Raw genomic sequence first — 23,450 nt, 5'->3', positions numbered from 1 at the left:
GCCTGTACCGGCCTCTTCGCGGGCACGCCCCCCCCTACAGGTAACTACAACGCTTGGGACCTGTGATGATCCTGTGGGAGCGGGCGTGCCCGCGAAGAGGCCGGTGCAGGCGACAAAGATACGATTCATTCTCGATACGTTTCATCTTCCCGAACCTTGAACTACGGGAAAATGCCCTCATCTAAAACCAGCCCCCGCCTAAACGCTGCACAAGTATCGTGGAAATCCACCACTTTCTTCACCATCGTTTCCGGGTAGAATGCTCGTTCGCATGCGGCCTTAGGGCTGCACGGGCGACTCATGGGGCCGCCCTCCATCCCTACGTGTGGAAGATCCTGCCAATATGTTTGCGCCTTTGTTAAAGAAACTTTTTGGAAGCAAGAATGAGCGTGAAGTCAAACGCATGCTCAAGACGGTGAGTATCGTCAATGCCTTCGAAGAGAAGATGGTGGCCCTCTCCGACGAGCAACTGCGCGGCAAGACCGCGGAGTTCAAGGAGCGCTTGGCCAAAGGCGAGACACTGGACCAATTGCTGCCCGAAGCCTTCGCCGTGGCCCGTGAGGCCGGCAAGCGCGTGATGGGCATGCGCCACTTCGACGTGCAGCTGATCGGCGGTATGACCCTGCACGAGGGTATGATCGCAGAAATGCGGACCGGTGAAGGCAAGACCTTGGTCGGTACCTTGGCCGTGTACCTCAATGCATTGTCCGGCAAGGGCGTGCACGTGGTCACCGTCAACGACTACCTGGCCCGTCGCGATGCCAACTGGATGCGCCCGCTGTACGAATTCCTCGGCCTGTCCGTGGGCATCGTTTCGGCCTTCCAGCCACCGGAAGAAAAGCGTGCTGCCTACGCGTCCGATATCACCTACGGCACCAACAACGAATTTGGCTTCGACTACCTGCGCGACAACATGGCGTTCAGCCAGGAAGAGAAGTTTCAGCGTGAACTGAACTTCGCCGTGATCGACGAAGTTGACTCCATCCTCATCGACGAAGCCCGTACCCCGCTGATCATCTCCGGCCAGGCCGAAGACAGCTCCAAGCTGTACATCGAGATCAACCGCCTGATCCCGCGGCTTACCCAGCACATCGAAGAGGTAGAAGGCCAGGTCACCCAGGAAGGCCACTTCACCATTGACGAGAAGAGCCGTCAGGTCGAGCTGAACGAAGCCGGTCACCAGTTCATCGAAGAGATGCTCACCCAGTCCGGCCTGCTGGCCGAAGGCGAGAGCCTGTACTCCGCGCACAACCTGGGCTTGCTGACCCACGTATACGCAGGCCTGCGTGCGCACAAGCTGTTCCACCGCAACATCGAGTACATCGTCCAGGACGGCCAGGTCCTGCTGATCGACGAGCACACCGGCCGCACCATGCCCGGCCGTCGCCTGTCCGAAGGCCTGCATCAGGCCATCGAGGCGAAAGAGAACCTGAACATTCAAGCCGAGAGCCAGACCCTGGCTTCGACTACCTTCCAGAATTACTTCCGCCTGTACACCAAGCTGTCCGGCATGACCGGTACCGCTGATACCGAAGCGTTCGAGTTCCAGTCGATCTACGCCCTCAACGTGATGGTCATTCCGCCGAACAAGCCGCTGGCGCGCAAGGACTTCAACGACCTGGTGTACCTGACCGCCGACGAGAAATACGCCGCGATCATTGCCGACATCAAAGAGAGCATGACCCAGGGCCGGCCGATTTTGGTGGGTACTGCGACCATCGAAACGTCCGAGCACATGTCGAACCTGCTGAAAAAGGAAGGCATCGACCACAAGGTACTGAACGCCAAGTACCACGAAAAAGAAGCCGAGATCATCGCGCAAGCCGGTGCCCCGGGTGCCTTGACCATCGCCACCAACATGGCCGGCCGTGGTACCGACATCCTGTTGGGTGGTAACTGGGAAGCCGAAGTGGCCGCCCTGGAGAGCCCGACCGCCGAGCAGATCGCCCAGATCAAGGCCGACTGGCAGAAGCGTCACCAGCAGGTGATCGAAGCCGGTGGCTTGCATGTAATCGCCTCCGAGCGCCACGAATCGCGCCGTATCGACAACCAGCTGCGTGGCCGTTCCGGTCGTCAGGGTGACCCGGGTTCCAGCCGCTTCTACCTGTCGCTGGAAGACAGCCTGATGCGTATCTTTGCCTCTGACCGGGTGAAGAACTTCATGAAGGCACTGGGCATGCAGTCGGGCGAAGCCATCGAGCATCGCATGGTTACCAATGCCATCGAAAAGGCCCAGCGCAAGGTCGAAGGCCGCAACTTCGACATCCGTAAACAATTGCTCGAATACGACGACGTGGCCAACGAGCAGCGCAAGGTGATCTACCACATGCGCAACAGCCTGCTGGCCGCCGAAAACATTGGCGACACCATCGTCGAATTCCGCAAGGAAGTACTGGACGCTACCATTAGCCAGCACATTCCGCCGCAGTCGCTGCCTGAGCAGTGGGATGTGGCCGGGCTGGAAGCATCGCTGGCCAGCGATTTCGCCATGAAGCTGCCGATTCAGCAGTGGCTCGACGAGGACGACCACCTCTACGAGGAAACCCTGCGTGAGAAGCTGCTGAACGAGATCACTACCGCCTACACCGAGAAGGAAGACCAGGCCGGTATCGACGCCCTGCGTACCTTCGAGAAGCAGATCCTGCTGCGCGTGCTGGACGACCTGTGGAAAGACCACCTGTCGACCATGGACCACCTGCGTCACGGTATTCACCTGCGTGGTTATGCGCAGAAGAACCCGAAGCAGGAGTACAAGCGCGAGTCGTTCAGCCTGTTCCAGGAACTGCTCGAGTCGATCAAGCGCGACACCATTCGCGTGCTGTCGCACGTTCAGGTACGCCGCGAAGACCCGGTCGAAGAAGAAGCCCGCCTGCGCCGCGAAGCCGAAGAACTGGCCAGCCGCATGCAGTTCCAGCACGCCGCTGCCCCGGGCCTGGAAAGCGAGCAACTGAGCGAGGAGGGCGCTGAAGTGGCGGTAGCCTCGGCGCCAGTGCGCAACGACCAAAAGCTGGGCCGCAACGAGCCGTGCTGGTGTGGTTCGGGCAAGAAGTTCAAGCATTGCCACGGGCAGATCGAGTGATCTGACCAAGCTGTTGTAATCTGAAACATCCGGGGGCCGCTTTGCGGCCCATCGCGACACAAGGCCGCTCCTACAGGAATCGCGACAATCCTGTAGGCGCGGCCTTGTGTCGCGATGGGGCGCGAAGCGGCCCCGCTCTTCCATCACCTGTTCACCGTAATTTCTAGGAGCGCTCTAATGGCTGTTGGTCTTGGTCCTTTGCCCACCCTGCACCCGGTTCCGGGTTTTGAACTCGGTATCGCTTCTGCCGGCATCAAGCGCCCGGGGCGTAAGGATGTGGTGGTCATGCGCTGTGCCGAAGGCTCCAGCGTGGCTGGCGTGTTCACCCTCAACGCCTTCTGCGCCGCGCCGGTGATCCTGTCCAAGCAGCGTGTGCAGGGCACCGTGCGCTACCTGCTGACCAACACCGGTAATGCCAACGCCGGTACCGGCGCGCCAGGCCTGGCCGCTGCCGAACGTACTTGCGCCAAGCTGGCTGAACTGGCCGGTGTGCCTGCCGAGTCGGTACTGCCGTTCTCCACCGGTGTAATCGGCGAGCCGCTGCCGGTCGAGAAGATCGAAGGCGCGCTGCAGGCCGCCCTCGACAACTTGTCGGAAAACCACTGGGCTGAAGCCGCCACTGGCATCATGACCACCGACACCCTGCCCAAGGGTGCCAGCCGCCAGTTCCAGCACGATGGCGTGACCGTTACCGTCACCGGCATCAGCAAGGGTGCAGGCATGATCCGCCCGAACATGGCCACCATGCTCGGCTACATCGCCACCGACGCCAAGGTTGCCCCGGCGGTGCTCAAGGACCTGATGCTGGACGGCGCCAACAAGTCGTTCAACCGCATCACCATCGATGGCGACACCTCGACCAACGACTGCTGCATGCTGATCGCCACAGGCAAAGCCAACCTGCCGGAAGTGACCGAAGCCAGCGGCGCGCTGTTCGAAGCGCTGAAAAAGGCGGTGTTCGAAGTGTGCATGGACGTGGCCCAGGCAATCGTCCGTGACGGCGAAGGCGCCACCAAGTTCGTGACCGTGCAGGTTAATGGCGGTGGCAACCACCAAGAGTGCCTGGACGTCGGCTACGCCGTGGCCCATTCGCCGCTGATCAAGACCGCACTGTTTGCCTCGGACCCGAACTGGGGCCGCATTCTGGCCGCCGTTGGCCGGGCCGGCGTACCGGAGCTGGATGTAAGCCTGATCGATGTGTACTTGGACAGCGTGTGCATCGCCAGCAAAGGCGGCCGTAGCCCGAGCTACACCGAAGCGCAGGGTTCGGCAGTGATGGCCCAGGAAGAGATCACCATCCGCATCGAGCTGGGCCGTGGCCAGTGCAGCGAAACCATCTGGACCACCGACCTGTCCCACGAGTACGTGAAGATCAACGCCGAATACCGTACCTGATAGAGCTGGGGCCGCTTTGCGGCCCTTTCGCCGGCAAGCCGGCTCCCACAGGTTCAGGCCCTGTGCTGTACCTGTGGGAGCCGGCTTGCCGGCGATGGGCTGCAAAGCAGCCCCCAAAAATCCAAAACGATGGAGCCGAACCATGAGCTATCACCTGATCATCGGCGACAAACTGTATTCCTCCTGGTCGCTGCGTGGGGCCCTGGCCCTCGAGCTGGCTGGCGTGCCTTACGAAGAATCCCTGATCAAACTCAACCAGCCTGACACCCGTCAGCGCCTGCTGGCCTTTTCCGCCACTGGCAAGGTGCCGCTGCTGAAGACCGAGCACGGCGTGATTGCCGACTCGCTGGCCATCGCCGAGTACCTCAACGAACGCCACCCCGAAGCCCAGCTGTGGCCTGCCGACGTGGCGGCGCGGGCCCAGGCCCGTTCGGCCTGCGCGCAGATGCACAGCGGCTTCTTTGCCCTGCGCGGCGCCATGCCGTTCGACCTGTCGCGCGACCAGGCGCTGGAAAGCGTGCCGCTGGACGTACAGATCGACATCGACCGTATCGTGGCGTTGTGGTCCGAATGCCGCTTGGTCGCCAAGGACAGCGGGCCGTTCCTGTTCGGCAAGGCGAGCCTGGCCGATGCTTTCTTCGCCCCAGTGGCTGTGCGCTTGCGTACCTACCGCGTGGAGGTACCCGCAGAGGCGGCAACCTATATCGAAACCATTTACCAGTGGCCGGCCTTCCAGGCCTGGCAGCAGGCAGGCCTGGCGGAGCGTGAAGGGTGAAACGGATTCATGTTGTAGCCGCTGTCATTCGCGGCGCTGACGGTCGCATTCTGATCGCACGCCGTGCCGATACCCAGCACCAGGGCGGCCTGTGGGAGTTCCCGGGCGGTAAGGTGGAACAGGGCGAAAGCGTCGAAGCGGCGCTGGCCCGTGAACTGCGCGAGGAGCTGGGCATCGAAGTGAGTCGTTCGCGTGCGCTGATCAAGGTCAGCCACGACTACCCGGACAAACAGGTGCTGCTGGATGTGCGTGAGGTCGAGGCGTTCACTGGCGAGCCTCATGGCGCCGAGGGCCAGCCGCTGGAGTGGGTTGCCCCACGCGATTTGCCGCAGTACGAATTCCCCGAGGCTAACAAGCCGATCGTTGCCGCCGCGCGGTTGCCGGACCAGTACCTGATCACCCCGGAAGGCCTGGAGGTGCCGCAGATGCTCAAGGGCATCCAGAAAGCGGTGGCCAATGGCATTCGCCTGATCCAGCTGCGTGCCCCGGACATGTACGACCCCAAGTACCGCGACGTGGCGGTGGATGCGGTCGGCTTGTGCGCGGGCAAGGCGCAGCTGATGCTCAAGGGGCCGCTGGAGTGGCTGGGGGACTTCCCGTCGGCGGGTTGGCACCTGACCGCTGCGCAACTGCGCAAGTACGCCGCCAAGGGCCGGCCGTTCCCTCAGCAGCGCTGGCTGGCGGCGTCCTGCCACAGTGCCGAAGAGCTGGCGCTGGCGCAGCAGATGGGGGTGGACTTCGTGACCTTGTCGCCGCTACAGGCGACCAAGACCCACCCTGAAGCGGTGCCGTTGGGTTGGGATGAGGCGCAGCGCCTGATCGCTGGGTTCGACCAGCCGGTTTACCTGCTGGGTGGTGTTGGGCCGGGTGAGCGGGAGCAGGCCTGGGCTGCCGGAGCGCAGGGTGTGGCCGGGATTCGGGCGTTCTGGCCTGAGATCTGAGTCGCCTGCAACAGGGGCCGCTTTGCGGCCCATCGCCAGCAAGCCAGCTCCCACAGGTACTGCGCGGTCGAGGTGGGAGCTGGCTTGCCGGCGATGGGCTGCAAAGCAGCCCCAAAAATATCAGCCTTCAGGTTTTTCAGCGGGCTGCCACAAAACCTCCGCCACCCCCTGGCGCCGCCCAATGATCCGCGCCGCCACAAACAGCAGGTCGGAAAGCCGGTTGATGTACGCCAACCCAAACCTCTCCAGCGGCTCTACCGCATTCAACTGCTGACACCGGCGCTCTGCACTGCGCGCCAAACTCCGGCACACATGCGCCTGCGCCACCAGCATCGAACCACTGGGCAAAATGAAGTTCTTCAACGGCCCCAGCTCTTCGTTCCACACATCGATGGCCGCCTCCAGGCGTTCCACCTCGGCCTGGTTCAACGCCTGGTAGCTGGGCATCGCCAGTTCGCCACCCAGGTCGAACAAGCGGTGCTGGCACGGCGCCAACACTGCGCTCACCTCATCCAGCTTCTGCTCGGCCAGCCCGGCCAACAGCACGCCCAACTGGCTGTTGAGGCTGTCTACCTCACCAATGGCTTCGATGCGCGGGTGGTCCTTGGGCACTCGGCGTCCGTCACCCAGGCCGGTTTCGCCTTGGTCGCCAGTGCGGGTGTAGATCTTCGACAGGCGATAGCCCATGTCACTTCTCCGTCGGGGGGGGCGCCGCCGTTGCCGGCTGGCCGAGGGGCAGGCGCAGGGTGAAGCAGGTGCCCTGGCCGGGGGTGGACTGCACCTCCATCTGCCCCTTGTGGTTGTTGGTAATGATGAAGTACGAGACCGACAGGCCCAGCCCGGTGCCCTGGCCGATCTCCTTGGTGGTGAAGAAGGGCTCGAAGGTTCGCTTGCGCACCCCTTCGGGCATGCCGACGCCGTTGTCCTCGACTTGGATTTCCGCCCATGGCGGGTTCAGCCGAGTGCGCAGGGTGATGCGCCCCGGCTCGCTGGGCTGCGGGCGCTGATGGATGGCCTGGGCCGCGTTTTTCAGCAGGTTGAGCAGTACCTGCTCCAGCTCGTTGGCGGTGCAGGGAACTGGCCCCAGCGCGGGGTCGAACTGGCGCACGATGGCCTGGCCCTTGAAGTCGAAGCCGATCGCCAGGTCGAAGTCGTTGCCGGCAATCTCCACTGCCTGGTCGATCAGTGCCGGCAGGTCGCAGGGCGCCAGTTGGCGGTTGCTGCGGCGGCTGAAACTGAGCATGTGGGTAACGATCTTCGCTGCCCGGGCACCTGCCTGCTGAATGCCATCGAGCAATTGCGGCACTTCGCGGCTGGCCAAATAGCGATTGACTGTGGCCAGGTCGATGTCCAGCTCTTGGGCCTGCTCCTGGTTGCGCGCAAGCTCCGGGGACAAACGCCGACGTATGTTCTGCACGTTGTGCAGGATGGCGCCCAGCGGGTTGTTGATCTCGTGAGCCATGCCGGCTGCCAGGCCGCCGACCGAGAGCATTTTCTCGGATTGCACCATCATCTCTTCCAGTGACAGGCGCTGGGTGATGTCGTCGATGCGGATGACCACGCCGCGCCCACCGCCGCCGGTCAGTGGGTAGAAGGTCAGGGCGTAGTGGCGCAGGTCCTCGTCCTTGGCCCAGGTGACCCGCTCGATTTTCGCCACGCGGTGCTTTTCCACGGTGTCCTTCAATTGCGGCAAGAACGGTTTGAGCGGCTCGAAGGCGATGAAGATTGGCTGGTTCAGCGCTTCGTCCAGGGGCGTGCCGGAAAGCACCGTGGCTTCGTGGTTCCACTGGGTTACGTAAAGCTGCTCGTCGAGGGCAATCAGCGCCGAGGGCATCGAGTCGATGATGCTGTTCAGGTAGTTCTGAAAGCCCGTGAGCTTTTTCTCGATCTTGCTGCGTACCTGGACTTCCAGCTCCAGCTTGCGGTTGGTGTGGCGGGTTTCCTCGGCCAGGCCCTGGGCCTGGTCATAGGCGTCCTGAAACTCATCGCGGGTGCGCTTGAGCTGCTGTTCGCGGGCTTCGATGCGCGACAGCATGGTGTTGAAGGCTTCGGCCAGGCTGCCGATCTCGTCATCGTTACCGCGCTGGGCACGCAGGGCATAGCTTTCTTCGCGGGTGACCTGGCGGCTGAGCTCTTCGAGCTGGTTGATCGGTTGGGTGATCAGGCGCTTGATCTGGCGGGCGATAACCAGCCACAGCAAGATGCTGAACACCAGGATACCCAGGCTGGCGCTGAGGGTGCCGGTGTAGAAGGCTGTGGGCAGTTCGCTGCTGGCTACCAGCAGCAAGTGCGCCGGCGGGTTGGCATCGCGTGGCATGCGGATGAGTTGGGTGCTGCGAAACTCCATCAGGCGCCAGCCGTCGATGTCGCGAAAACGCTTGGGCAAGGCCAGCGGCTCGCCATGTTGCAGTTGCGCCAGTATGCGGCCGTCGCCCCCATAGATGGCGGCGGCGCGTAGCGGGGTGTAGCTGTCCAGCTCTTTGAGCAGGGCGCTGGCGGTGTCCGGGGTATCCCCGGCACGGGCCGCCAGCTGTGGGTTGGCCACCAGCCGGCCGATAGTCTGCAGCGCTTGCGGCGCCATGCTTTCCTGGGTGATCCAGTAGGCCGCGCTGATGAAGGTGAGGTTGGCCACCAGCAGAATGGTCACCAGCAACACCAGCAGGGCCGCCAGCAGCTTCTGCCCGACCGGGAGGTTTTCCAGGCGTTGGCGCAAGGTCATGGGCTAGGCAATGTCCGTATCCGGTTGAAAGGGCCGCGTCAGTCGCAGGGTAAGCCGCGTGCGCGCAGGTTATCGACCAGGCGTTGCAGCAGGCGTTCCAGCGTGGGCAGCTGCAGGCCGTGACGGCCAGCGGCGCGGCAGGCATGGCCGAGCAGGTAGTGCACCTCGGTGCGCCGGCCTGCGCGCACGTCCTGGTACATGGAAGAGTAGTTGGCCGCAGTGGCAAGGATCACCCGCTGGACTTCTTCGTCCAATTCAACCGCCGCCTCCGGCTGGCCGCAACGGCGCAGTAACTGGGCCAGTTCGGCGCACAGCGCCTGCACTTCACCGAGGTGCCCGAGCAGCCCGCCGTTCTGGCAGTCGTGCAGCACGGTCAGCGGGTTGATGGCGCAATTGAGCGCCAGTTTGCGCCACAGGCGGGTAAGGATATCCACGGTCCACTCGGCGGGGATGCCGGCCTGGTGCAGGTCATCGAACCAGGCCGGCATCGCCGGGTTGCGTGGGTCGCCCAGCCAGTTGAAGCCGTGCCCGGCAAAGCGCACGTGCCAGTCACTCTCGCGGAAGGCCCCTTCGGTACTGGAGACGAAGATGCAGCGCGCATGCGGCACCAGGTCGGCGACTTCGTCCTGGCTGCCGAGGCCGTTCTGCAGCAGCAGCACTTCGGCACCGTCGGCCAGGCGCGGCGCCACGCCGGCAATGGCCGGGGCGGCGTCGTAGGCTTTGCAGGCCACCAGCAGGCGGTGGATCGGGCCGTGTGCCTGCGCGATTTCGCCAGGGATCGCGTAGTGGTGGGGCTGGTCCTGTTCGACCAAGGTCAGGCCGCCGGCCTGCTGGTAGGCTTGCAACCGCTGCCCATCCCGCAGGATCAGGCTCACGGCCTTGCCCGCGCGCGCCAGGCGGCAAGCCCACAGGCTGCCCAGGCTACCGGCGCCGAGAATATGCCAGGTGCTGCTCATATGCGTTTCGCAACCCGTTATAATGAGCCCGCATTTTAACCGTCAAACCCAGCGCGCTCCATCTTCAGCCTGAGCGCGCTTTTATTTTGGGAGAACAACCATGCCTTCGTTCGACGTGGTATCGGAACTGGACAAGCACGAAGTGCAGAACGCGGTCGATAACGCCATCAAGGAGCTGGACCGCCGCTACGACCTCAAGGGCAAAGGCACCTTCGAGTTCAAAGACAAAGATCAGACCGTGATGCTTACCGCCGAGGAAGAGTTCCAGCTCGAGGCGATGCTGGAAATCCTGCGCCTGGCGCTGGTCAAGCGCAAGATCGACGTGAAGTGCCTGGAAACCAAGGACCCGTATCCTTCCGGCAAGGAAAAGAAACAGGAAGCCAAGTTCCGCGAAGGCATCGACAAGGAGCTGGCCAAGAAAATCGTCGCCACCATCAAGGATGGCAAGCTGAAAGTGCAGGCCGCCATCCAGGGCGAGCAGGTACGGGTTACCGGTAAAAAGCGTGACGACCTGCAGGAAGCCATTGCCTTGCTGCGCACCAAAGAATTCGACATGCCGCTGCAGTTCAACAACTTCCGCGACTGATGCAGGTGTCGCCCGGAACCCCGATGGCCTAATGATGTCCATGGGGGCCGAGGCTGCGCAACCATGCGCGGCCTGTTTACCGTGTACTTGCCGCTCGGCATCAGGAGATGAATATGGATTTGAACGCTGAAGTCGATCAGCTGGTCCGCCAATCGCAAGCCTGGATCCCTTTGATCATGGAGTACGGCAGCCGTGTGCTGCTGGCATTGTTGACCCTGGCAGTCGGCTGGTGGGTCATCAACAAGGTCAGCGCCCGGCTGGGCAAGCTGGTGGGTATGCGTAATGCCGATGTGGCGTTGCAAGGCTTCATCAGCACCTTGGCCAACATCATCCTGAAGATTCTGCTGTTCGTCAGCGTTGCCTCGATGATTGGTATCGAGACCACTTCGTTCGTTGCCGCCATCGGTGCCGCTGGCCTGGCCATTGGCCTGGCGTTGCAAGGCAGCCTGGCCAACTTCGCCGGTGGTGTACTGATCCTGATGTTTCGCCCGTTCCGCATCGGTGACTGGATCGAAGCGCAGGGTGTTTCCGGTACCGTCGACAGCATCCAGATCTTCCACACCGTGCTGCGTACCGGTGACAACAAGACGGTGATCATGCCCAACGGCAGCCTGTCCAACGGCATCATCACCAACACCAACCGTCAGCCGACGCGCAAGGTGGTGTTCGATGTGGGCGTGGACTACGAAGCAGACCTGCAGATGGCGCGCAATGTGCTGCTGGAGTTGGCGAAGGACCCGCGTGTTCTGCCAGACCCTGCACCGCAGGCGGTCGTGGCGACGCTGGGCGATAGCTCCATTACGGTATCGCTGCGCTTGTGGACCAAGACGTCGGATTATTGGGATGTGATGTTCATGCTCAACGAGCATGCGCGTGACCGGTTGAAGGCTGAAGGGATCGACATTCCGTTCCCGCAGCGGGTGATTCGCGTGGTGCAGGAGACTGCCGCGCAGTAATACGGTGTTGAAGCCGGGGCCGCTGCGCGCCCCATCGCCGGCAAGCCAGCTCCCACAGCGACATCGCAGCCCTCAGGCCTGTGTATTACCTGTGGGAGCTGGCTTGCCGGCGATGGGGCGCAAAGCGGCCCCGGTTTTTTTACACTTGTTCACAGCAATATCCCGGCATTTCTGGCATATAGCCTGACCCCACCTGCCACACCCAGCACGCCATCATGAAACCACTGCTGTACATCACCCCCCTGCGCGCCTTGCTGTTCGGCCTGACCTTGGCCCTGTTCGAGCTGCTTACCTACCTGGCCAGCGATGCGGTCATGCCAGCCATGCCAGTGGTGGTTGCAGACCTGAACGCCAGCCCCGAATACATCCCCCATGCCCTCAACCTGTACCTGCTGGGTGGTGTGGTGCTGCAATGGCTGATCGGCCCGCTGGCCGACCGTTATGGCCGGCGCCCGCTGCTGCTGGCCGGCTGTACGTTCTTCGGCGTGGCCTGCCTGGCCACCTTCTGGGTCCATGACATCGGCCTGTTCAACCTGTTGCGCCTGCTGCAGGGCATCGGCTTGGGCTTTGTGGTCACGGTCAGCTACCCGGCCCTGAACGAAGCCTTCAGCGAGGCAGATGCCGTGCGCATGATGGCGCTGCTGGCCAACATCGCCTTGCTGTCGCCGCTGCTCGGGCCACTGGTAGGCACCTTGCTGCTGCAGTGGTTGGATTGGCGGTGGCTGTTCGTGGCCTTTGCCATCGGCGCGGTGCTGGCCTGGCTGCTGTTGTACCGCCTGATGCCGGAAACCCTCGGGGTAGAGCGCCGTGACGGCACGCGCCTGGCGTTCACACCGATCCACCTGTTGCCGCTGCTGGCCGGTTACGGCCAGTTACTGGCCAATCGCCGCTTTGTCGCTGGCAGCGCGGCCCTGGGCCTGGTCGGTTTGCCGCTGATCGGTTGGATCGGCCTGTCGCCGGTGTTGCTGATTCACCATGAGGGGCTGAGCACCCTGGAATACGCCCTGTGGCAACTGCCGGTGTTTGGCGGGCTGATCCTTGGCAACCTGATCATCAACCGTATCGCCGACCGCTACCCGCTGCCGGCCCTGGTGCGTGGCGCGCTGTGGCCGTACCTGGCCGGGCTGTGTCTGATGGTGCTGGCGACCTGGTACTGGCCGAGCGTGACCAGCATGGTGGCGGGCCTGTCGCTGTACGCGCTGGGGCTGGGTATAGCCAATGCGGTGCTGTACCGCATGACGCTGTTCGCCAGCGAGCAGAGCAAGGGCCTGGTCTCGGCCATGTTGGGGATGATCACCATTGCCTTGCTGGGGCTGGGCGGGGCACTACTGGCGATGATTGGCGCCGGTGCCAGTTTGCTGCACTTTGCCCTGGCGGCGGGGGTGGCGGGGGCGTTAGCGCTGTGGCCGCTGTGGTTCGTGGTGGGTGGGCGGCCTGGGGAAGGGGCGGTCGCTCGGTAATCCTTATTGCCTGAGCTGGCCTCTTCGCGGGCAAGCCCGCTCCTACACTCGTTGTGGCAGCGGGCTTGCCGGCGAAGAGGCCAGATCAGGCAGTACACATCTGTCAGGGCCGCTCAGCCGCCGAATGTTCCTCTGCCACTGGGGTGCCTCGCCCCGCCTCCTGGCGCCACTGCAAGGCAATCAGGATGAGGGTTGGCACGCCCAGCAGGGCGGTGATCAAGAAGAAGTCGTGGTAACCGAACTTCTCCACCATCACCCCCGAATACCCGCCGATCAGCCGCGGCAACAACAGCATGATCGAGCTGAGCAAGGCGTACTGGGTCGCCGAGAACTTGAGGTTGGTCAGGCTCGACAGGTAGGCGACGAAGGCCGAGGTGGCCATACCCGAGCTGAAGTTATCCAGCGAGATGGTCACCACCAACATCTGCAGGTTCGGGCCCATGTCGGCCAGCATCAGGAACAGGATGTTGGTGCCCGCCGAGGCCACACCGCCCATGAACAGGATCGGCATGATGCCGAAACGCACGATCAACAGGCCGCCAACCCCGGCACCGACCAAGGTCATGATCAGGCCGAAGATCTTGCTGACGCTGGCGATCTGGTCCTTGGTGAAGCCCATGTCGATGTAGAACACGTTGGCCATCACCCCCATCACCGTGTCCGACATGCGGTAGGTGGCAATCAGGCCAAGCAACAGCAAGGCCTGCCAACGGTAGCGGGCAATGAAGTCGTTGACCGGGGTAAGTACCGGGGCCAGGCCGCGACGGCCCAGGCTGGACAGGCACGCCCAGCTCAGCAGCACGTAGAGGATCAGGCGCAGGAAGGCGCGGTCTTCCAGCAGCAGGTCCAGTGGCGTGGCATCACCAGCGATGACGCTGGACCAGCCGGTGTTGAACATTTGGGTGAAACTGGCCGGTACCGACACCAGCAGAATGATCAGCACGAACACCGAAGCCAGCTGGTGCGCCAGCCCATAGCGTGCTGCCGACAGCTGGGTGCGCAGGGGTACCGGTGGCTCGCGCATGATCAGGGTGGTGAACACGGCGGGCAGCATCATCACGGCGAACATGACGTAGGTACCGGCCCAGGCTTTGTGCAAATAGCTGAAACCGGTGGAGCCGAACCATTCGGCGAAGAACAGTGCACCGGCCGTGGCAAGTAGGGCCGCCACGCGGTAACCGGCCATGTAGCTGGCGGCCAGCGCAGCCTGGCGCTGGTCGTCGGCGATTTCCAGGCGGTAGGCATCGACGGCGATGTCTTGGGTGGCCGAGGCGAAGGCTACCAGGACCGCCAAGGCGATCAGCCATGACAGGTGCTGCTGTGGGTCGCACAGGCTCATGCCAACCAGCCCGATCACCACCAGCGCTTGCGACAGCAGTAGCCACGAACGCCGGCGCCCCAGGCCGCCCAACAGGGGCAGGCGCCATTGGTCGAGCAGCGGCGACCACACCCACTTGAAGGCGTAGGCCAGGCCGATCAGGCTGGCATAACCAATGGTCTCGCGGGCCACACCCGCTTCGCGCAGCCACACCGACAAGGTCGAGAACACCAGCATGTAAGGCAGGCCGGCAGCGAAACCGAGCAGCAAAAGTACCAAGGTTGACGGGCTGGCATAGGCAGCAAGCGCAGCGCGCCAGGTTTTACGGGGCATGGGCCAACATCTGCCTCAAGTTTACGAAAACAAAACGCGCACTCTAACCGCTGTGCTCCATCGGGCGCCAGCCATGGCGCGTCATATCCACACGATTGTTGGTTACATTTACACCCTCCGCGCGCAGCCGCGCCCGTTGCTCATCGCCTGACGGCGTACCCAATGCCAGGCTCAGCCGGCCGCCTGCGGCAAGTACCCGATGCCAGGGTAGGCGGGTGTCCGCGGGCAGTTGCCCAAGGGTGCGCCCAACCCAGCGCGCCGCGCGCCCAAGCCCTGCCAGCTCGGCCAGTTGGCCATAGCTGACCACCTTACCCGCTGGCACTTGGCCTAGTACTGAATACAGTGCCGTTCGTCGGCCCTCGGCAGCGTCGAGGGCATGCTCGTATCCATCAGACATCAGGCCCCCCAAGGGCTGCAGATGAAACCGGACCGGCGGTGTGGCAAATGAGAGTTGAACTCAACGGCATGCTTCCGGTCTGTCCTTGCTCTGGTCGTCGGTATCTGGATAATGCCCGGCTTTTTTCGTCGAATCGAACACGTAGTCCGCTTATGTATTCTAGATCCTCGCTATGCCTGCTCGCTGCTTTCTTGTTCGCCGCCCCGGTGTTCGCCGATACCGTGTGGATGAAGAACGGTGACCGGCTTAGCGGCAAAATCAAAGTTTTCGATGGCGGCAAGCTGCTGCTGGAAACGCCCTATGGCGGGTCCATCGCCTTGGACTGGAAACAGGTCCAGACCCTGGAGAGCGACCAGGAGATGCTGGTCAAGCAAGACGCCTACAGTGGTGAGAAGGCCAAGTCGCTGAAAGCCGCCGAGCCTGGCAAGGTGACCCTGGCCAATGGCGAGGCGCCGAAGACCGTGGAGCTGGCTAGCATCGAGCAAATCATGAAGCCCAAGCCGCTGGTAGAGGACTTTGTGTGGAAAGGCAACGTCGACGTGGCGCTGGACTACAAGCGTGCCGAGAACGACACCGACGACTACGACGTCGGCTTCAAGACCACCGCCCGCCACGGCCGGTGGCGGCACAACGCCGAAGGCGAATACAACCGCGAGAGCAAGGACGACGTCACCACCACCGACAACTGGAGTGCCGAGTACGCCTTGGACCGCTTCCTCACCGAGAAGTGGTTCTGGCAGGGGCGTGCGGAATACAAGCGTGACCGCATCGAAGACCTGGCCCGCCAGCGTACGGTGGGTACCGGCCCGGGTTATCAGTTTTGGGACGATGAGTTAGGCGCCTTCTCGCTGGGCTCGCTGCTCAACCGCACTGACTTTGAATACCAGGATGGCGCCAAGGACAACTTCTATTCCGCAGCGGTGAAGTGGGACTACACCCGCTACCTGATCGGCAAGAACGTACAGTTGTTTACCAACGGCGAATTCGCCAAGCCACTGGGTGGCGTGGCCGACTACGCGCTGGATGCCGAGGTTGGCCTGCGCTACAAGGTCACCGAATGGGCCTCGCTCAACCTCAAGGCGGAGAAGGACATCATTACCGGTACCCGTGAGAGCGACTTGGACAAGACCCGGTATACCGCGGGCTTTGGCGTCACCTGGTAATTCTTTTGGGGCTGCGCAGCAGCCCCATTGGCACTGGTACTCATAATGCTTATCTTGTGGCCTTCCAGTTTGCCGCCAGGAGCACTCTCAGTGAGTACCAATGCCATCCGTCCCGCCCGGGAACTGCTGCTAAAGGAATACCGCGGCGTGCTCTCGACCCATTCCAAGTCGATGCCCGGCTACCCCTTCGGCTCGGTCGTGCCGTACTGCCTGGATGCTCAGGGCAACCCGCTGATCCTCATCAGCCGCATCGCCCAGCACACCCACAACCTGCAGCAAGACCCCAAGTGCTCGTTGCTGGTAGGCGAGCGCGAGGCCGAGGATGTGCAGGCCGTGGGGCGCCTGACGGTAATGGCCAAGGCACACAAGCTGGTGGAGGAGGCTGCCATCGAGGCCGCTGCCGAACGCTACTACCGCTATTTCCCGGACGCAGCCAACTACCACAAGGCCCACGACTTCGACTTCTGGGTGCTGCAGCCGGTGCGCCACCGCTACATCGGCGGCTTCGGCGCGATCCACTGGCTGGACCAGGTAACCCTTGCCAACCCGTTCGCTGGCAAGGCCGAGGCGAGCATGGTCGAACACATGAACAGTGACCACGCCAACGCCATTGCCCACTACGTCGAACTCACCGACCTGCCACGCCACGTGCCGGCGCAGATGGCCGGGGTGGACAGCGAGGGCATGCACCTGCGCATTGGCCAGGCAGTACACTGGTTGCCTTTCCCGGCTACTTGCAACACGCCGACACAAGTGCGTGAAGCCTTGGTTTTGCTAGCGCGCGCCGACCAGTGGCCAATTGCGACTGACGTTGAGGGTTGAAAAACCGAGCGCACGCATCCATTTGTTGGTCTTATAGGAAGGTTTTCTTCCGACGAGGAATGCTTTGATGCGTGCTTTTCTACTGTTGTTTCTCCTGTTTCCTGTGCTGGAGCTGTTCGTCTTCGTGAAGGTCAGCGCCGCCATCGGTTTCTTTCCGGCGCTATTGCTGATCATCGCCGGCTCCGCACTAGGCGTGCTGGTAATGCGCGTGGCGGGGCTGGCCACCGCACTGCGCGCCCGTGAAAGCCTGCAGCGCGGCGAACTGCCCGCTGAGGATATGTTCCAAGGCATGATGCTGGCGGTGGGTGGTGGCCTGCTGTTGCTGCCAGGTTTCATCAGCGACGTGTTGGGCTTGCTGTGCCTGCTGCCATTCACCCGTCACCTGGCGGCGCGCAAGATGCGTCAGCGTGCCGAGGCCCAGGCCATGCGCCAGCGTGCGTTCCAGGATGACCCGTTCCAGGCACAGCCACCGCGCGACGGCGGTCACCGGCCAAACGTAATCGAAGGCGAATACGAGCGCCGCGACAAGTAATACCCCAGGGGCCGCTCACGCGGCCCCTGCCTTTTCCGTTTGAAGAAATTTTTTGTATATCAAGCCTTGTAATTGAATATGGCGGCCTCATGTATGTGGTCACCGCAAGGTTTCTGGTGGAAACACCAGTCATGACTCAGGCGGTTCGCCTTGTGCGAGCTGCCTTCCGGCAACGCCGGACAGCCTCAACCCGCCGGTGTCGACACCGGCCGATGAAAACCACAATTTGGGAGAGATCGACAATGAAGCTTCGTCCTCTGCATGACCGCGTAGTCATCCGTCGCAGCGAAGAAGAATCGAAAACCGCTGGCGGTATCGTCCTGCCGGGTTCGGCCGCTGAAAAACCAAACCGCGGCGAAATCGTTGCTGTTGGCACCGGTCGCGTTCTGGAAAACGGCGAAGTACGTGCGCTGGCCGTTAAAGTCGGTGACAAAGTGGTTTTCGGCCCTTACTCGGGCAGCAACACCGTGAAAGTCGATGGCGAAGACCTGCTGGTCATGGCCGAAAACGAAATCCTCGCCGTTATCGAAGGCTGATTTCCCCGACTTCCCGTTACTCCAAAGAATTCCAAGGATTAAACGATCATGGCTGCTAAAGACGTAAAATTCGGCGATTCCGCTCGTAAGAAAATGCTGGTTGGTGTCAACGTTCTGGCTGACGCGGTAAAAGCGACCCTGGGCCCGAAAGGCCGTAACGTGGTCCTGGCGAAAAGCTTCGGCGCGCCGACCATCACCAAGGACGGCGTTTCCGTCGCCAAAGAAATCGAGCTGAAAGACGCCTTCGAGAACATGGGCGCCCAGCTGGTCAAGGAAGTTGCTTCCAAGGCCAACGACGCTGCCGGTGACGGCACCACCACCGCTACCGTTCTGGCTCAGGCCATTGTCAACGAAGGCCTGAAAGCCGTCGCTGCTGGCATGAACCCGATGGACCTGAAGCGCGGCATCGACAAGGCCACCGCTGCCGTTGTCGCCGAGCTGAAGAACCTGTCCAAGCCATGCGCCGACTCCAAGGCCATCGCCCAGGTAGGTACCATCTCCGCCAACTCCGACAACTCCATCGGTGAAATCATCGCCGAAGCCATGGAAAAAGTCGGTAAAGAAGGCGTGATCACCGTTGAAGAAGGCTCGGGCCTGGAAAACGAACTGTCCGTCGTAGAGGGCATGCAGTTCGACCGTGGCTACCTGTCGCCGTACTTCGTCAACAAGCCGGACACCATGGTTGCCGAGCTGGAAGGCCCGCTGCTGCTGCTGGTCGACAAGAAAATCTCCAACATCCGTGAGCTGCTGCCAGTGCTGGAAGCCGTTGCCAAGGCCGGCCGCCCACTGCTGATCGTTGCTGAAGACGTTGAAGGCGAAGCGCTGGCTACCTTGGTAGTCAACAACATGCGCGGCATCGTCAAGGTTGCTGCGGTCAAGGCTCCGGGCTTCGGCGACCGCCGCAAGGCCATGCTGCAGGACATCGCTGTCCTGACTGGCGGCCAGGTCATCTCCGAAGAAATCGGCCTGTCCCTGGAAACCGCTACCCTGGAGCACCTGGGTAACGCCAAGCGCGTCATCCTGTCCAAGGAAAACACCACCATCATCGACGGCGCTGGCGCCGACGGCGAGATCGAAGCACGCGTCAAGCAGATCCGTGCTCAGATCGAAGAAACTTCCTCGGACTACGACCGTGAGAAGCTGCAAGAGCGTCTGGCCAAGCTGGCTGGCGGTGTTGCCGTGATCAAGGTCGGTGCCGGCACCGAAGTTGAAATGAAAGAGAAGAAAGCCCGCGTTGAAGACGCCCTGCACGCTACCCGTGCAGCCGTTGAAGAAGGCGTGGTACCTGGCGGTGGTGTTGCCCTGGTGCGCGCCCTGTCGGCCATCGTTGACCTGAAAGGCGACAACGAAGACCAGAACGTCGGTATCGCCCTGCTGCGTCGCGCTGTTGAAGCGCCGCTGCGCCAGATCACTGCTAACGCCGGCGACGAGCCAAGCGTTGTTGCTGACAAGGTCAAGCAAGGTTCGGGTAACTTCGGTTACAACGCTGCTACCGGCGAGTACGGCGACATGATCGAGATGGGCATCCTGGACCCAGCCAAGGTCACCCGTTCGGCGCTGCAAGCTGCTGCTTCGATTGGCGGTCTGATGATCACCACCGAAGCCATGATTGCTGACGCTCCGAGCGAAGCCCCAGCTGGCGGCGGCATGCCAGACATGGGCGGCATGGGTGGCATGGGCGGCATGATGTAAGCCAGCCTTACCCCCTGCACCATGAAAAAGCCCCGGTTCGTGAGAACCGGGGCTTTTTCGTTTGCCTTGTTAGGGCCAATGGGGCCGCAAAGCGGCCCCTGGCTTAGGCGACGCTACGTTCGGCGGCTGGCGCTTCCACCATCCCTCGGCGATACAGAACCAGGTAATACGAGCCCAACCCGATCAACCAGCAGAACACCGCCGTCCAGACGTTGTGCGAGAGGAAATGCGCGCCTTGCATCATCCGCCCCAGCGACAGCACCGACCCGGCGACAAAGGCCACCGTCAACGCCACCCGCGCCAGCCGCGGCTTGCGGTCACGCAGCATGAAGAACAGGCCGAACAGGCAGAACCCCGTCGCTGCATGCCCGCCCGGCCAGCACAACCCGGGCTTGTCGGTCGCCGGCCGTGGCTCCAGCAACTTGCTGTAGGTTTCGCTGCCGCCAAACTGGGTCAGGCTCCACGGGCACTGCACCTGGGTCACCTTCTTCAGTGGCGTGACGAACGCTGTGGACAGCCCCAGTGCCAGCACCAGGCAACCCAACTCGCGGCGCCAGCCAAACAGGCGCTTCCAGAAGAAGCTGGCAGCAAAAGTCACCAGCGACAGCACTCCCAGCAGAATCACCCCCTGCTTGACCCGGTCATGCAGAATGTTTTCCAGCAAATAGCTGTGGCGGCCAATGAACTGCCCGGCAGCAGGGTCGAAGAATAGATTGGCAATGTCCATGTCGACCGAGGTCAGTTCCAGCAGGACCAAGCCCAGTGCAGTCGCCAGGGGGAGGCCCAGGTACAGCCAGAAATTAATCGGGCGAGGGCGGGTTCGTTGCTGCATGGCGGCTCCAGGGTGGGAAAAAGATCGGGCATTGTCGGCCTCCCGCTATCCTGTGTCCGTGAAGGATCAGTGAAAAAACCGTCAAGTCCGGTGAATTTTCCTTGGGGCTGGCAGCGTGCAAGCATAGGCCTTAAGCTGCGCCTGCCGCGCACCACAGCGAGAAGCGCCGCACAGGAGAAACCGATGCGCATTCTTTTGGTTGAAGACAACCGCGATATCCTGGCCAACCTGGCCGATTACCTAGGCATGAAGGGCTACACCGTAGACTGCGCCCAAGATGGCCTGTCCGGCCTGCACCTGGCGGCCACCGAGCACTACGATCTGATCGTGCTCGACATCATGCTGCCCGGCATTGATGGCTACACCCTGTGCAAGCGCCTACGCGAAGACGCCCGCCGCGACACGCCGGTGATCATGCTCACCGCCCGCGACCAACTGGACGACCGCCTGCAAGGCTTCCGTTCGGGAGCCGACGATTACCTGCTCAAACCCTTCGCCCTGTCGGAGCTGGCCGCGCGTATCGAAGCGGTGCTGCGCCGTGCCCAGGGCGGCGGGCGGCGTACCTTGCAGGTGGCCGACCTCAGCTACGACCTCGATACCCTCGAGGTCACCCGCCAGGGGCGCCTGCTCAAGCTCAACCCAGTCGGCCTCAAGCTGCTGGCGGTGCTGATGCAAAAAAGCCCGCACGTATTGCGCCGCGAAGTGCTGGAAGAAGCCCTGTGGGGCGATGACTGCCCCGACAGCGACAGCCTGCGCAGCCACGTGCACCAACTGCGCCAAGTGATCGACAAACCGTTCGAAAAGCCTCTGCTGCATACCGTCCATGGCGTCGGCTATCGCCTCGCCGAGGGCCGCGATGGAGTTTAAGCAAAGCCTTGCCCAGCGCATCATCATCGCCTTTGCCCTGATGAGCGCGCTGGTGGCCGGGGCCTTCGCCTTCGGCATCGTCGGCACTGTGCACCTGATCGAAGAGCGGCTGATTTCCTCGGTATTGGGCGGTGACCTGCAGCGCCTGCTGCGCATGGACAGCGTGACTGACTGGAGCCACCGGCCGCGCCCCGACCAGCTGTTCTATTTCAGCGGTGGGCGTGACGATTTCGAGCTGCCCAAGGATTTGCGCCACCTCGAGCGGGGTTTCCACGAGGTATTCCGCGACCAGCTGTCGTATCACGCGATGGTCGAGATCGTCGATGGCCGGCGCTATGTGCTGCTGCAAGACCAGAGCGACTTCGAAGAGCGCGAGCGCTTGCTGTTTGCGGTGGTGGTGGTGGGCTTCGTGCTCAGCCTGGTGCTGGCGGTCATCCTCGGCTGGCTGGTAGCGCGTCGGGTGATGGCACCGGTGATCCGCCTGGCGCGCCAGGTGCGCCACCGTGACCAGTTGCTGGGCCTGGCACCGCCACTGGCGCCAGATTATGCCGCGGACGAAGTCGGCCAGCTGGCGGTAGCCTTCGATGATACCTTGGGCCGCCTGCGTGACGCACTGACCCGCGAGCGGCTGTTCACCAGTGATGTCAGCCACGAACTGCGCACACCCTTGATGGTGCTGGCCACCTCGTGCGAGCTGCTGATGGAGAATACGACGCTGGACGCCCGCTCGCGCAGCCAAGTGGAGCGTGTGGCGCGGGCTACCGAAGAGATGCGCGAACTGGTCAAGACCTTCCTGATGCTGGCCCGGGCACAACGCGACGAGGGCGCGGTGGCTTCGCGGGCTACCCTGCGCGAAGTGGCTGACGAACTCGTCGGTGTCTGGCGCGACACCATCGAGCAGAAGGGCCTGACCTTGTATTTCGATGGCCGCGTCAGTGCCAGCCCGGTGCTATACAACGCCACCTTCCTGCAGTCGGTAATGGGCAACTTGCTGCGCAATGCCGCGCACTATACCGACAGTGGCTACATCCGCCTGAGCCTGGAAGCCAACGGTTTCATCGTCGAAGACAGCGGCGTGGGCATCCCTGAAGAGCAACGCGAGGCGATGTTCCGCCCGTTTGTGCGCGGTGATGGGCGGCGCGGTGAGGGACTGGGCCTGGGCCTGTCGCTAGTGCAGCGTATCTGCGACGACCAAGGCTGGCGTGTCACCCTGACATCAACGTTGCCGCACGGCTGTCGTTTCCACGTAGACCTGAGCAGTACCGTCGCCAAGAGCAGTTCACAGGCTTTGGCTGAGTAATGAGTTGTAACGGGTCATCCGGCACTTAACATATTTTTCACATTGGCATGACCTGATTCCAACGCTTGCTTACCTAAGGTGGGCGGAATGGACTCAGGAGATGCCCAATGCGTAGCCCCATCAAGCTTGAATTTTCCGAGAAGTACGACAAAGAACATGCGCGCGAGTACTTCCTCAAGCACCAGGATGGGTTGGCCCGTCGCCTTTCCCACAAGCGCGATGAGCAGCTGGCGCGGCGCGCCCTGGCTTTGGCCGGGGAGCCTGGCCTGGTCCTTGACCTGCCGTGCGGCGCCGGTCGTTTCTGGCCACTGCTGGCAGAAAAGCCCAATCGGGTGATCATCGGCGCCGATAACTCCGAGGCGATGATCGAGACAGCGTGCAGTGCACAACCGCCAGAGGTGGTAGCCCGGGTACGCCCTTTGCAAACTTCGGCGTTTGCCATCGACTTACCGGACAATTCGGTGGATAGCATTTTCTGCATGCGCCTGTTCCACCACATTGGCGAAGCCGCGCACAGAAAGACAATTCTTTCGGAATTTCAACGAGTTAGCCGTGATAGTGTGATCCTGTCACTGTGGGTGGATGGCAACTTCAAGGCCTGGCGCCGGAAAAAGCTCGAGCGTCGCCGCAGTGCCAAGGCCGAGCAGGAAAATTTCCAGAACCGTTTCGTGTTACCGGCCAACACGGTCGAAGAAGAATTCAGGGCTGCCGGCTTTAGAATCCAGGAACGCCTCGACTTCCTGCCGTTCTATGCCATGTGGCGGGTCTATGTATTACGCAAGGGGTAGTGT

General features: G+C 62.3%; 21 protein-coding genes. 15 read left to right on the top strand and 6 right to left on the bottom strand.

All coding sequences use genetic code 11. The features are described 5' to 3' along the window. Nucleotides 1–343: 343 nt before the first annotated feature. From secA to DV532_RS20525, 4 genes are all read left to right on the top strand, one after another. Nucleotides 344–3,079: a preprotein translocase subunit SecA gene (gene secA, locus DV532_RS20540; RefSeq protein ID WP_056801842.1), complete on the top strand. Its 2,736-nt coding sequence runs from the start codon at nucleotides 344–346 to the stop codon at nucleotides 3,077–3,079. A 177-nt stretch (nucleotides 3,080–3,256) separates the two neighbouring features. After that, nucleotides 3,257–4,474, top strand: coding sequence for a bifunctional glutamate N-acetyltransferase/amino-acid acetyltransferase ArgJ (gene argJ / locus DV532_RS20535; protein ID WP_056801844.1), 1,218 nt, complete (start codon nucleotides 3,257–3,259; stop codon nucleotides 4,472–4,474). Between the two features lie 142 nt (nucleotides 4,475–4,616). Then, the gene (locus tag DV532_RS20530) at nucleotides 4,617–5,249 is read left to right on the top strand and encodes a glutathione S-transferase family protein (protein WP_056801845.1); all 633 of its coding nucleotides are present in this window, start codon (nucleotides 4,617–4,619) and stop codon (nucleotides 5,247–5,249) included. Continuing rightward, on the top strand, nucleotides 5,246–6,190 hold the full coding sequence (locus DV532_RS20525; RefSeq protein ID WP_056801846.1) for a Nudix family hydrolase: 945 nt from the start codon (nucleotides 5,246–5,248) through the stop codon (nucleotides 6,188–6,190). Before DV532_RS20530 ends, DV532_RS20525 begins: the two co-directional genes overlap by 4 nt. Nucleotides 6,191–6,310: 120 nt before the next feature. Here the strand turns inward: DV532_RS20525 and DV532_RS20520 are convergent, their stop codons facing one another. Genes DV532_RS20520 through DV532_RS20510 form a run of 3 tightly spaced genes read right to left on the bottom strand, consistent with a single transcriptional unit; the run spans nucleotide 6,311 to nucleotide 9,865 of the window. Continuing rightward, nucleotides 6,311–6,877: a cob(I)yrinic acid a,c-diamide adenosyltransferase gene (locus tag DV532_RS20520; RefSeq protein WP_056801848.1), complete on the bottom strand. Its 567-nt coding sequence runs from the start codon at nucleotides 6,875–6,877 to the stop codon at nucleotides 6,311–6,313. A 1-nt stretch (nucleotide 6,878) separates the two neighbouring features. Then, complete coding sequence (locus tag DV532_RS20515) at nucleotides 6,879–8,909, bottom strand: ATP-binding protein (RefSeq protein ID WP_056801850.1); 2,031 nt, start codon at nucleotides 8,907–8,909, stop codon at nucleotides 6,879–6,881. 38 nt (nucleotides 8,910–8,947) lie between these two features. Next, on the bottom strand, nucleotides 8,948–9,865 hold the full coding sequence (locus tag DV532_RS20510) for a putative 2-dehydropantoate 2-reductase (protein WP_056801853.1): 918 nt from the start codon (nucleotides 9,863–9,865) through the stop codon (nucleotides 8,948–8,950). A gap of 100 nt (nucleotides 9,866–9,965) precedes the next feature. On the opposite strand from DV532_RS20510, the gene DV532_RS20505 reads away from it, so the two are divergent. The 3 genes from DV532_RS20505 to DV532_RS20495 all read left to right on the top strand — a co-directional run bounded on the left by DV532_RS20505 (nucleotide 9,966) and on the right by DV532_RS20495 (nucleotide 12,867). Then, entirely contained in the window at nucleotides 9,966–10,451 is a 486-nt protein-coding gene (locus DV532_RS20505; RefSeq protein WP_056801854.1) for a YajQ family cyclic di-GMP-binding protein, read from the top strand. Between the two features lie 113 nt (nucleotides 10,452–10,564). Beyond that, nucleotides 10,565–11,407, top strand: coding sequence for a mechanosensitive ion channel family protein (locus DV532_RS20500; protein WP_056801856.1), 843 nt, complete (start codon nucleotides 10,565–10,567; stop codon nucleotides 11,405–11,407). Nucleotides 11,408–11,622: 215 nt separating this feature from the next. Next, on the top strand, nucleotides 11,623–12,867 hold the full coding sequence (locus DV532_RS20495) for an MFS transporter (RefSeq protein WP_056801858.1): 1,245 nt from the start codon (nucleotides 11,623–11,625) through the stop codon (nucleotides 12,865–12,867). Between the two features lie 103 nt (nucleotides 12,868–12,970). Here the strand turns inward: DV532_RS20495 and DV532_RS20490 are convergent, their stop codons facing one another. Continuing rightward, the gene (locus DV532_RS20490) at nucleotides 12,971–14,518 is read right to left on the bottom strand and encodes an AmpG family muropeptide MFS transporter (RefSeq protein ID WP_056801860.1); all 1,548 of its coding nucleotides are present in this window, start codon (nucleotides 14,516–14,518) and stop codon (nucleotides 12,971–12,973) included. Nucleotides 14,519–14,561: 43 nt separating this feature from the next. Beyond that, nucleotides 14,562–14,915 carry an MGMT family protein gene (locus tag DV532_RS20485; protein WP_056801862.1) on the bottom strand — a complete coding sequence of 118 codons (354 nt, stop codon included), beginning with the start codon at nucleotides 14,913–14,915 and terminating at the stop codon, nucleotides 14,562–14,564. 152 nt (nucleotides 14,916–15,067) lie between these two features. Here DV532_RS20485 and DV532_RS20480 point away from each other — a divergent pair, with 152 nt between their 5' ends. The 5 genes from DV532_RS20480 to groL all read left to right on the top strand — a co-directional run bounded on the left by DV532_RS20480 (nucleotide 15,068) and on the right by groL (nucleotide 19,660). Continuing rightward, nucleotides 15,068–16,078, top strand: a complete 1,011-nt coding sequence (locus DV532_RS20480; protein WP_056801864.1) for a DUF481 domain-containing protein — start codon at nucleotides 15,068–15,070, stop codon at nucleotides 16,076–16,078. A gap of 90 nt (nucleotides 16,079–16,168) precedes the next feature. Continuing rightward, nucleotides 16,169–16,900 (top strand): HugZ family protein, encoded by a 732-nt coding sequence (locus DV532_RS20475; protein ID WP_056801866.1) that lies wholly within the window; start codon nucleotides 16,169–16,171, stop codon nucleotides 16,898–16,900. Between the two features lie 67 nt (nucleotides 16,901–16,967). Beyond that, complete coding sequence (locus tag DV532_RS20470) at nucleotides 16,968–17,432, top strand: FxsA family protein (protein WP_056801867.1); 465 nt, start codon at nucleotides 16,968–16,970, stop codon at nucleotides 17,430–17,432. A 242-nt stretch (nucleotides 17,433–17,674) separates the two neighbouring features. After that, nucleotides 17,675–17,968 carry a co-chaperone GroES gene (locus tag DV532_RS20465; protein ID WP_056801869.1) on the top strand — a complete coding sequence of 98 codons (294 nt, stop codon included), beginning with the start codon at nucleotides 17,675–17,677 and terminating at the stop codon, nucleotides 17,966–17,968. A gap of 48 nt (nucleotides 17,969–18,016) precedes the next feature. After that, a complete protein-coding gene (gene groL, locus DV532_RS20460) occupies nucleotides 18,017–19,660 on the top strand; it encodes a chaperonin GroEL (protein ID WP_056801870.1) in 1,644 nt (547 codons plus the stop codon). A gap of 103 nt (nucleotides 19,661–19,763) precedes the next feature. Here groL and DV532_RS20455 read toward each other — a convergent pair whose 3' ends face one another. Next, nucleotides 19,764–20,492 (bottom strand): phosphatase PAP2 family protein, encoded by a 729-nt coding sequence (locus tag DV532_RS20455; protein ID WP_056801871.1) that lies wholly within the window; start codon nucleotides 20,490–20,492, stop codon nucleotides 19,764–19,766. A 183-nt stretch (nucleotides 20,493–20,675) separates the two neighbouring features. On the opposite strand from DV532_RS20455, the gene colR reads away from it, so the two are divergent. The 3 genes from colR (at nucleotide 20,676) to DV532_RS20440 (ending at nucleotide 23,447) form a co-directional block, all read left to right on the top strand. Beyond that, nucleotides 20,676–21,359, top strand: coding sequence for a two-component system response regulator ColR (colR, locus tag DV532_RS20450; protein WP_003255215.1), 684 nt, complete (start codon nucleotides 20,676–20,678; stop codon nucleotides 21,357–21,359). Then, a complete protein-coding gene (locus tag DV532_RS20445) occupies nucleotides 21,349–22,659 on the top strand; it encodes a HAMP domain-containing sensor histidine kinase (protein ID WP_056801872.1) in 1,311 nt (436 codons plus the stop codon). Before colR ends, DV532_RS20445 begins: the two co-directional genes overlap by 11 nt. Before the next feature lie 107 nt (nucleotides 22,660–22,766). Beyond that, nucleotides 22,767–23,447: a class I SAM-dependent methyltransferase gene (locus DV532_RS20440; RefSeq protein ID WP_056801873.1), complete on the top strand. Its 681-nt coding sequence runs from the start codon at nucleotides 22,767–22,769 to the stop codon at nucleotides 23,445–23,447. Nucleotides 23,448–23,450 lie beyond the last annotated feature (3 nt).

The sequence above is a fragment of the Pseudomonas sp. Leaf58 genome, assembly GCF_003627215.1.
Taxonomy (GTDB): Bacteria; Pseudomonadota; Gammaproteobacteria; order Pseudomonadales; family Pseudomonadaceae; genus Aquipseudomonas.
The sequence above is the reverse complement of the archived record's forward strand: the minus strand, read 5'-3'. Positions and strand labels throughout refer to the sequence as shown.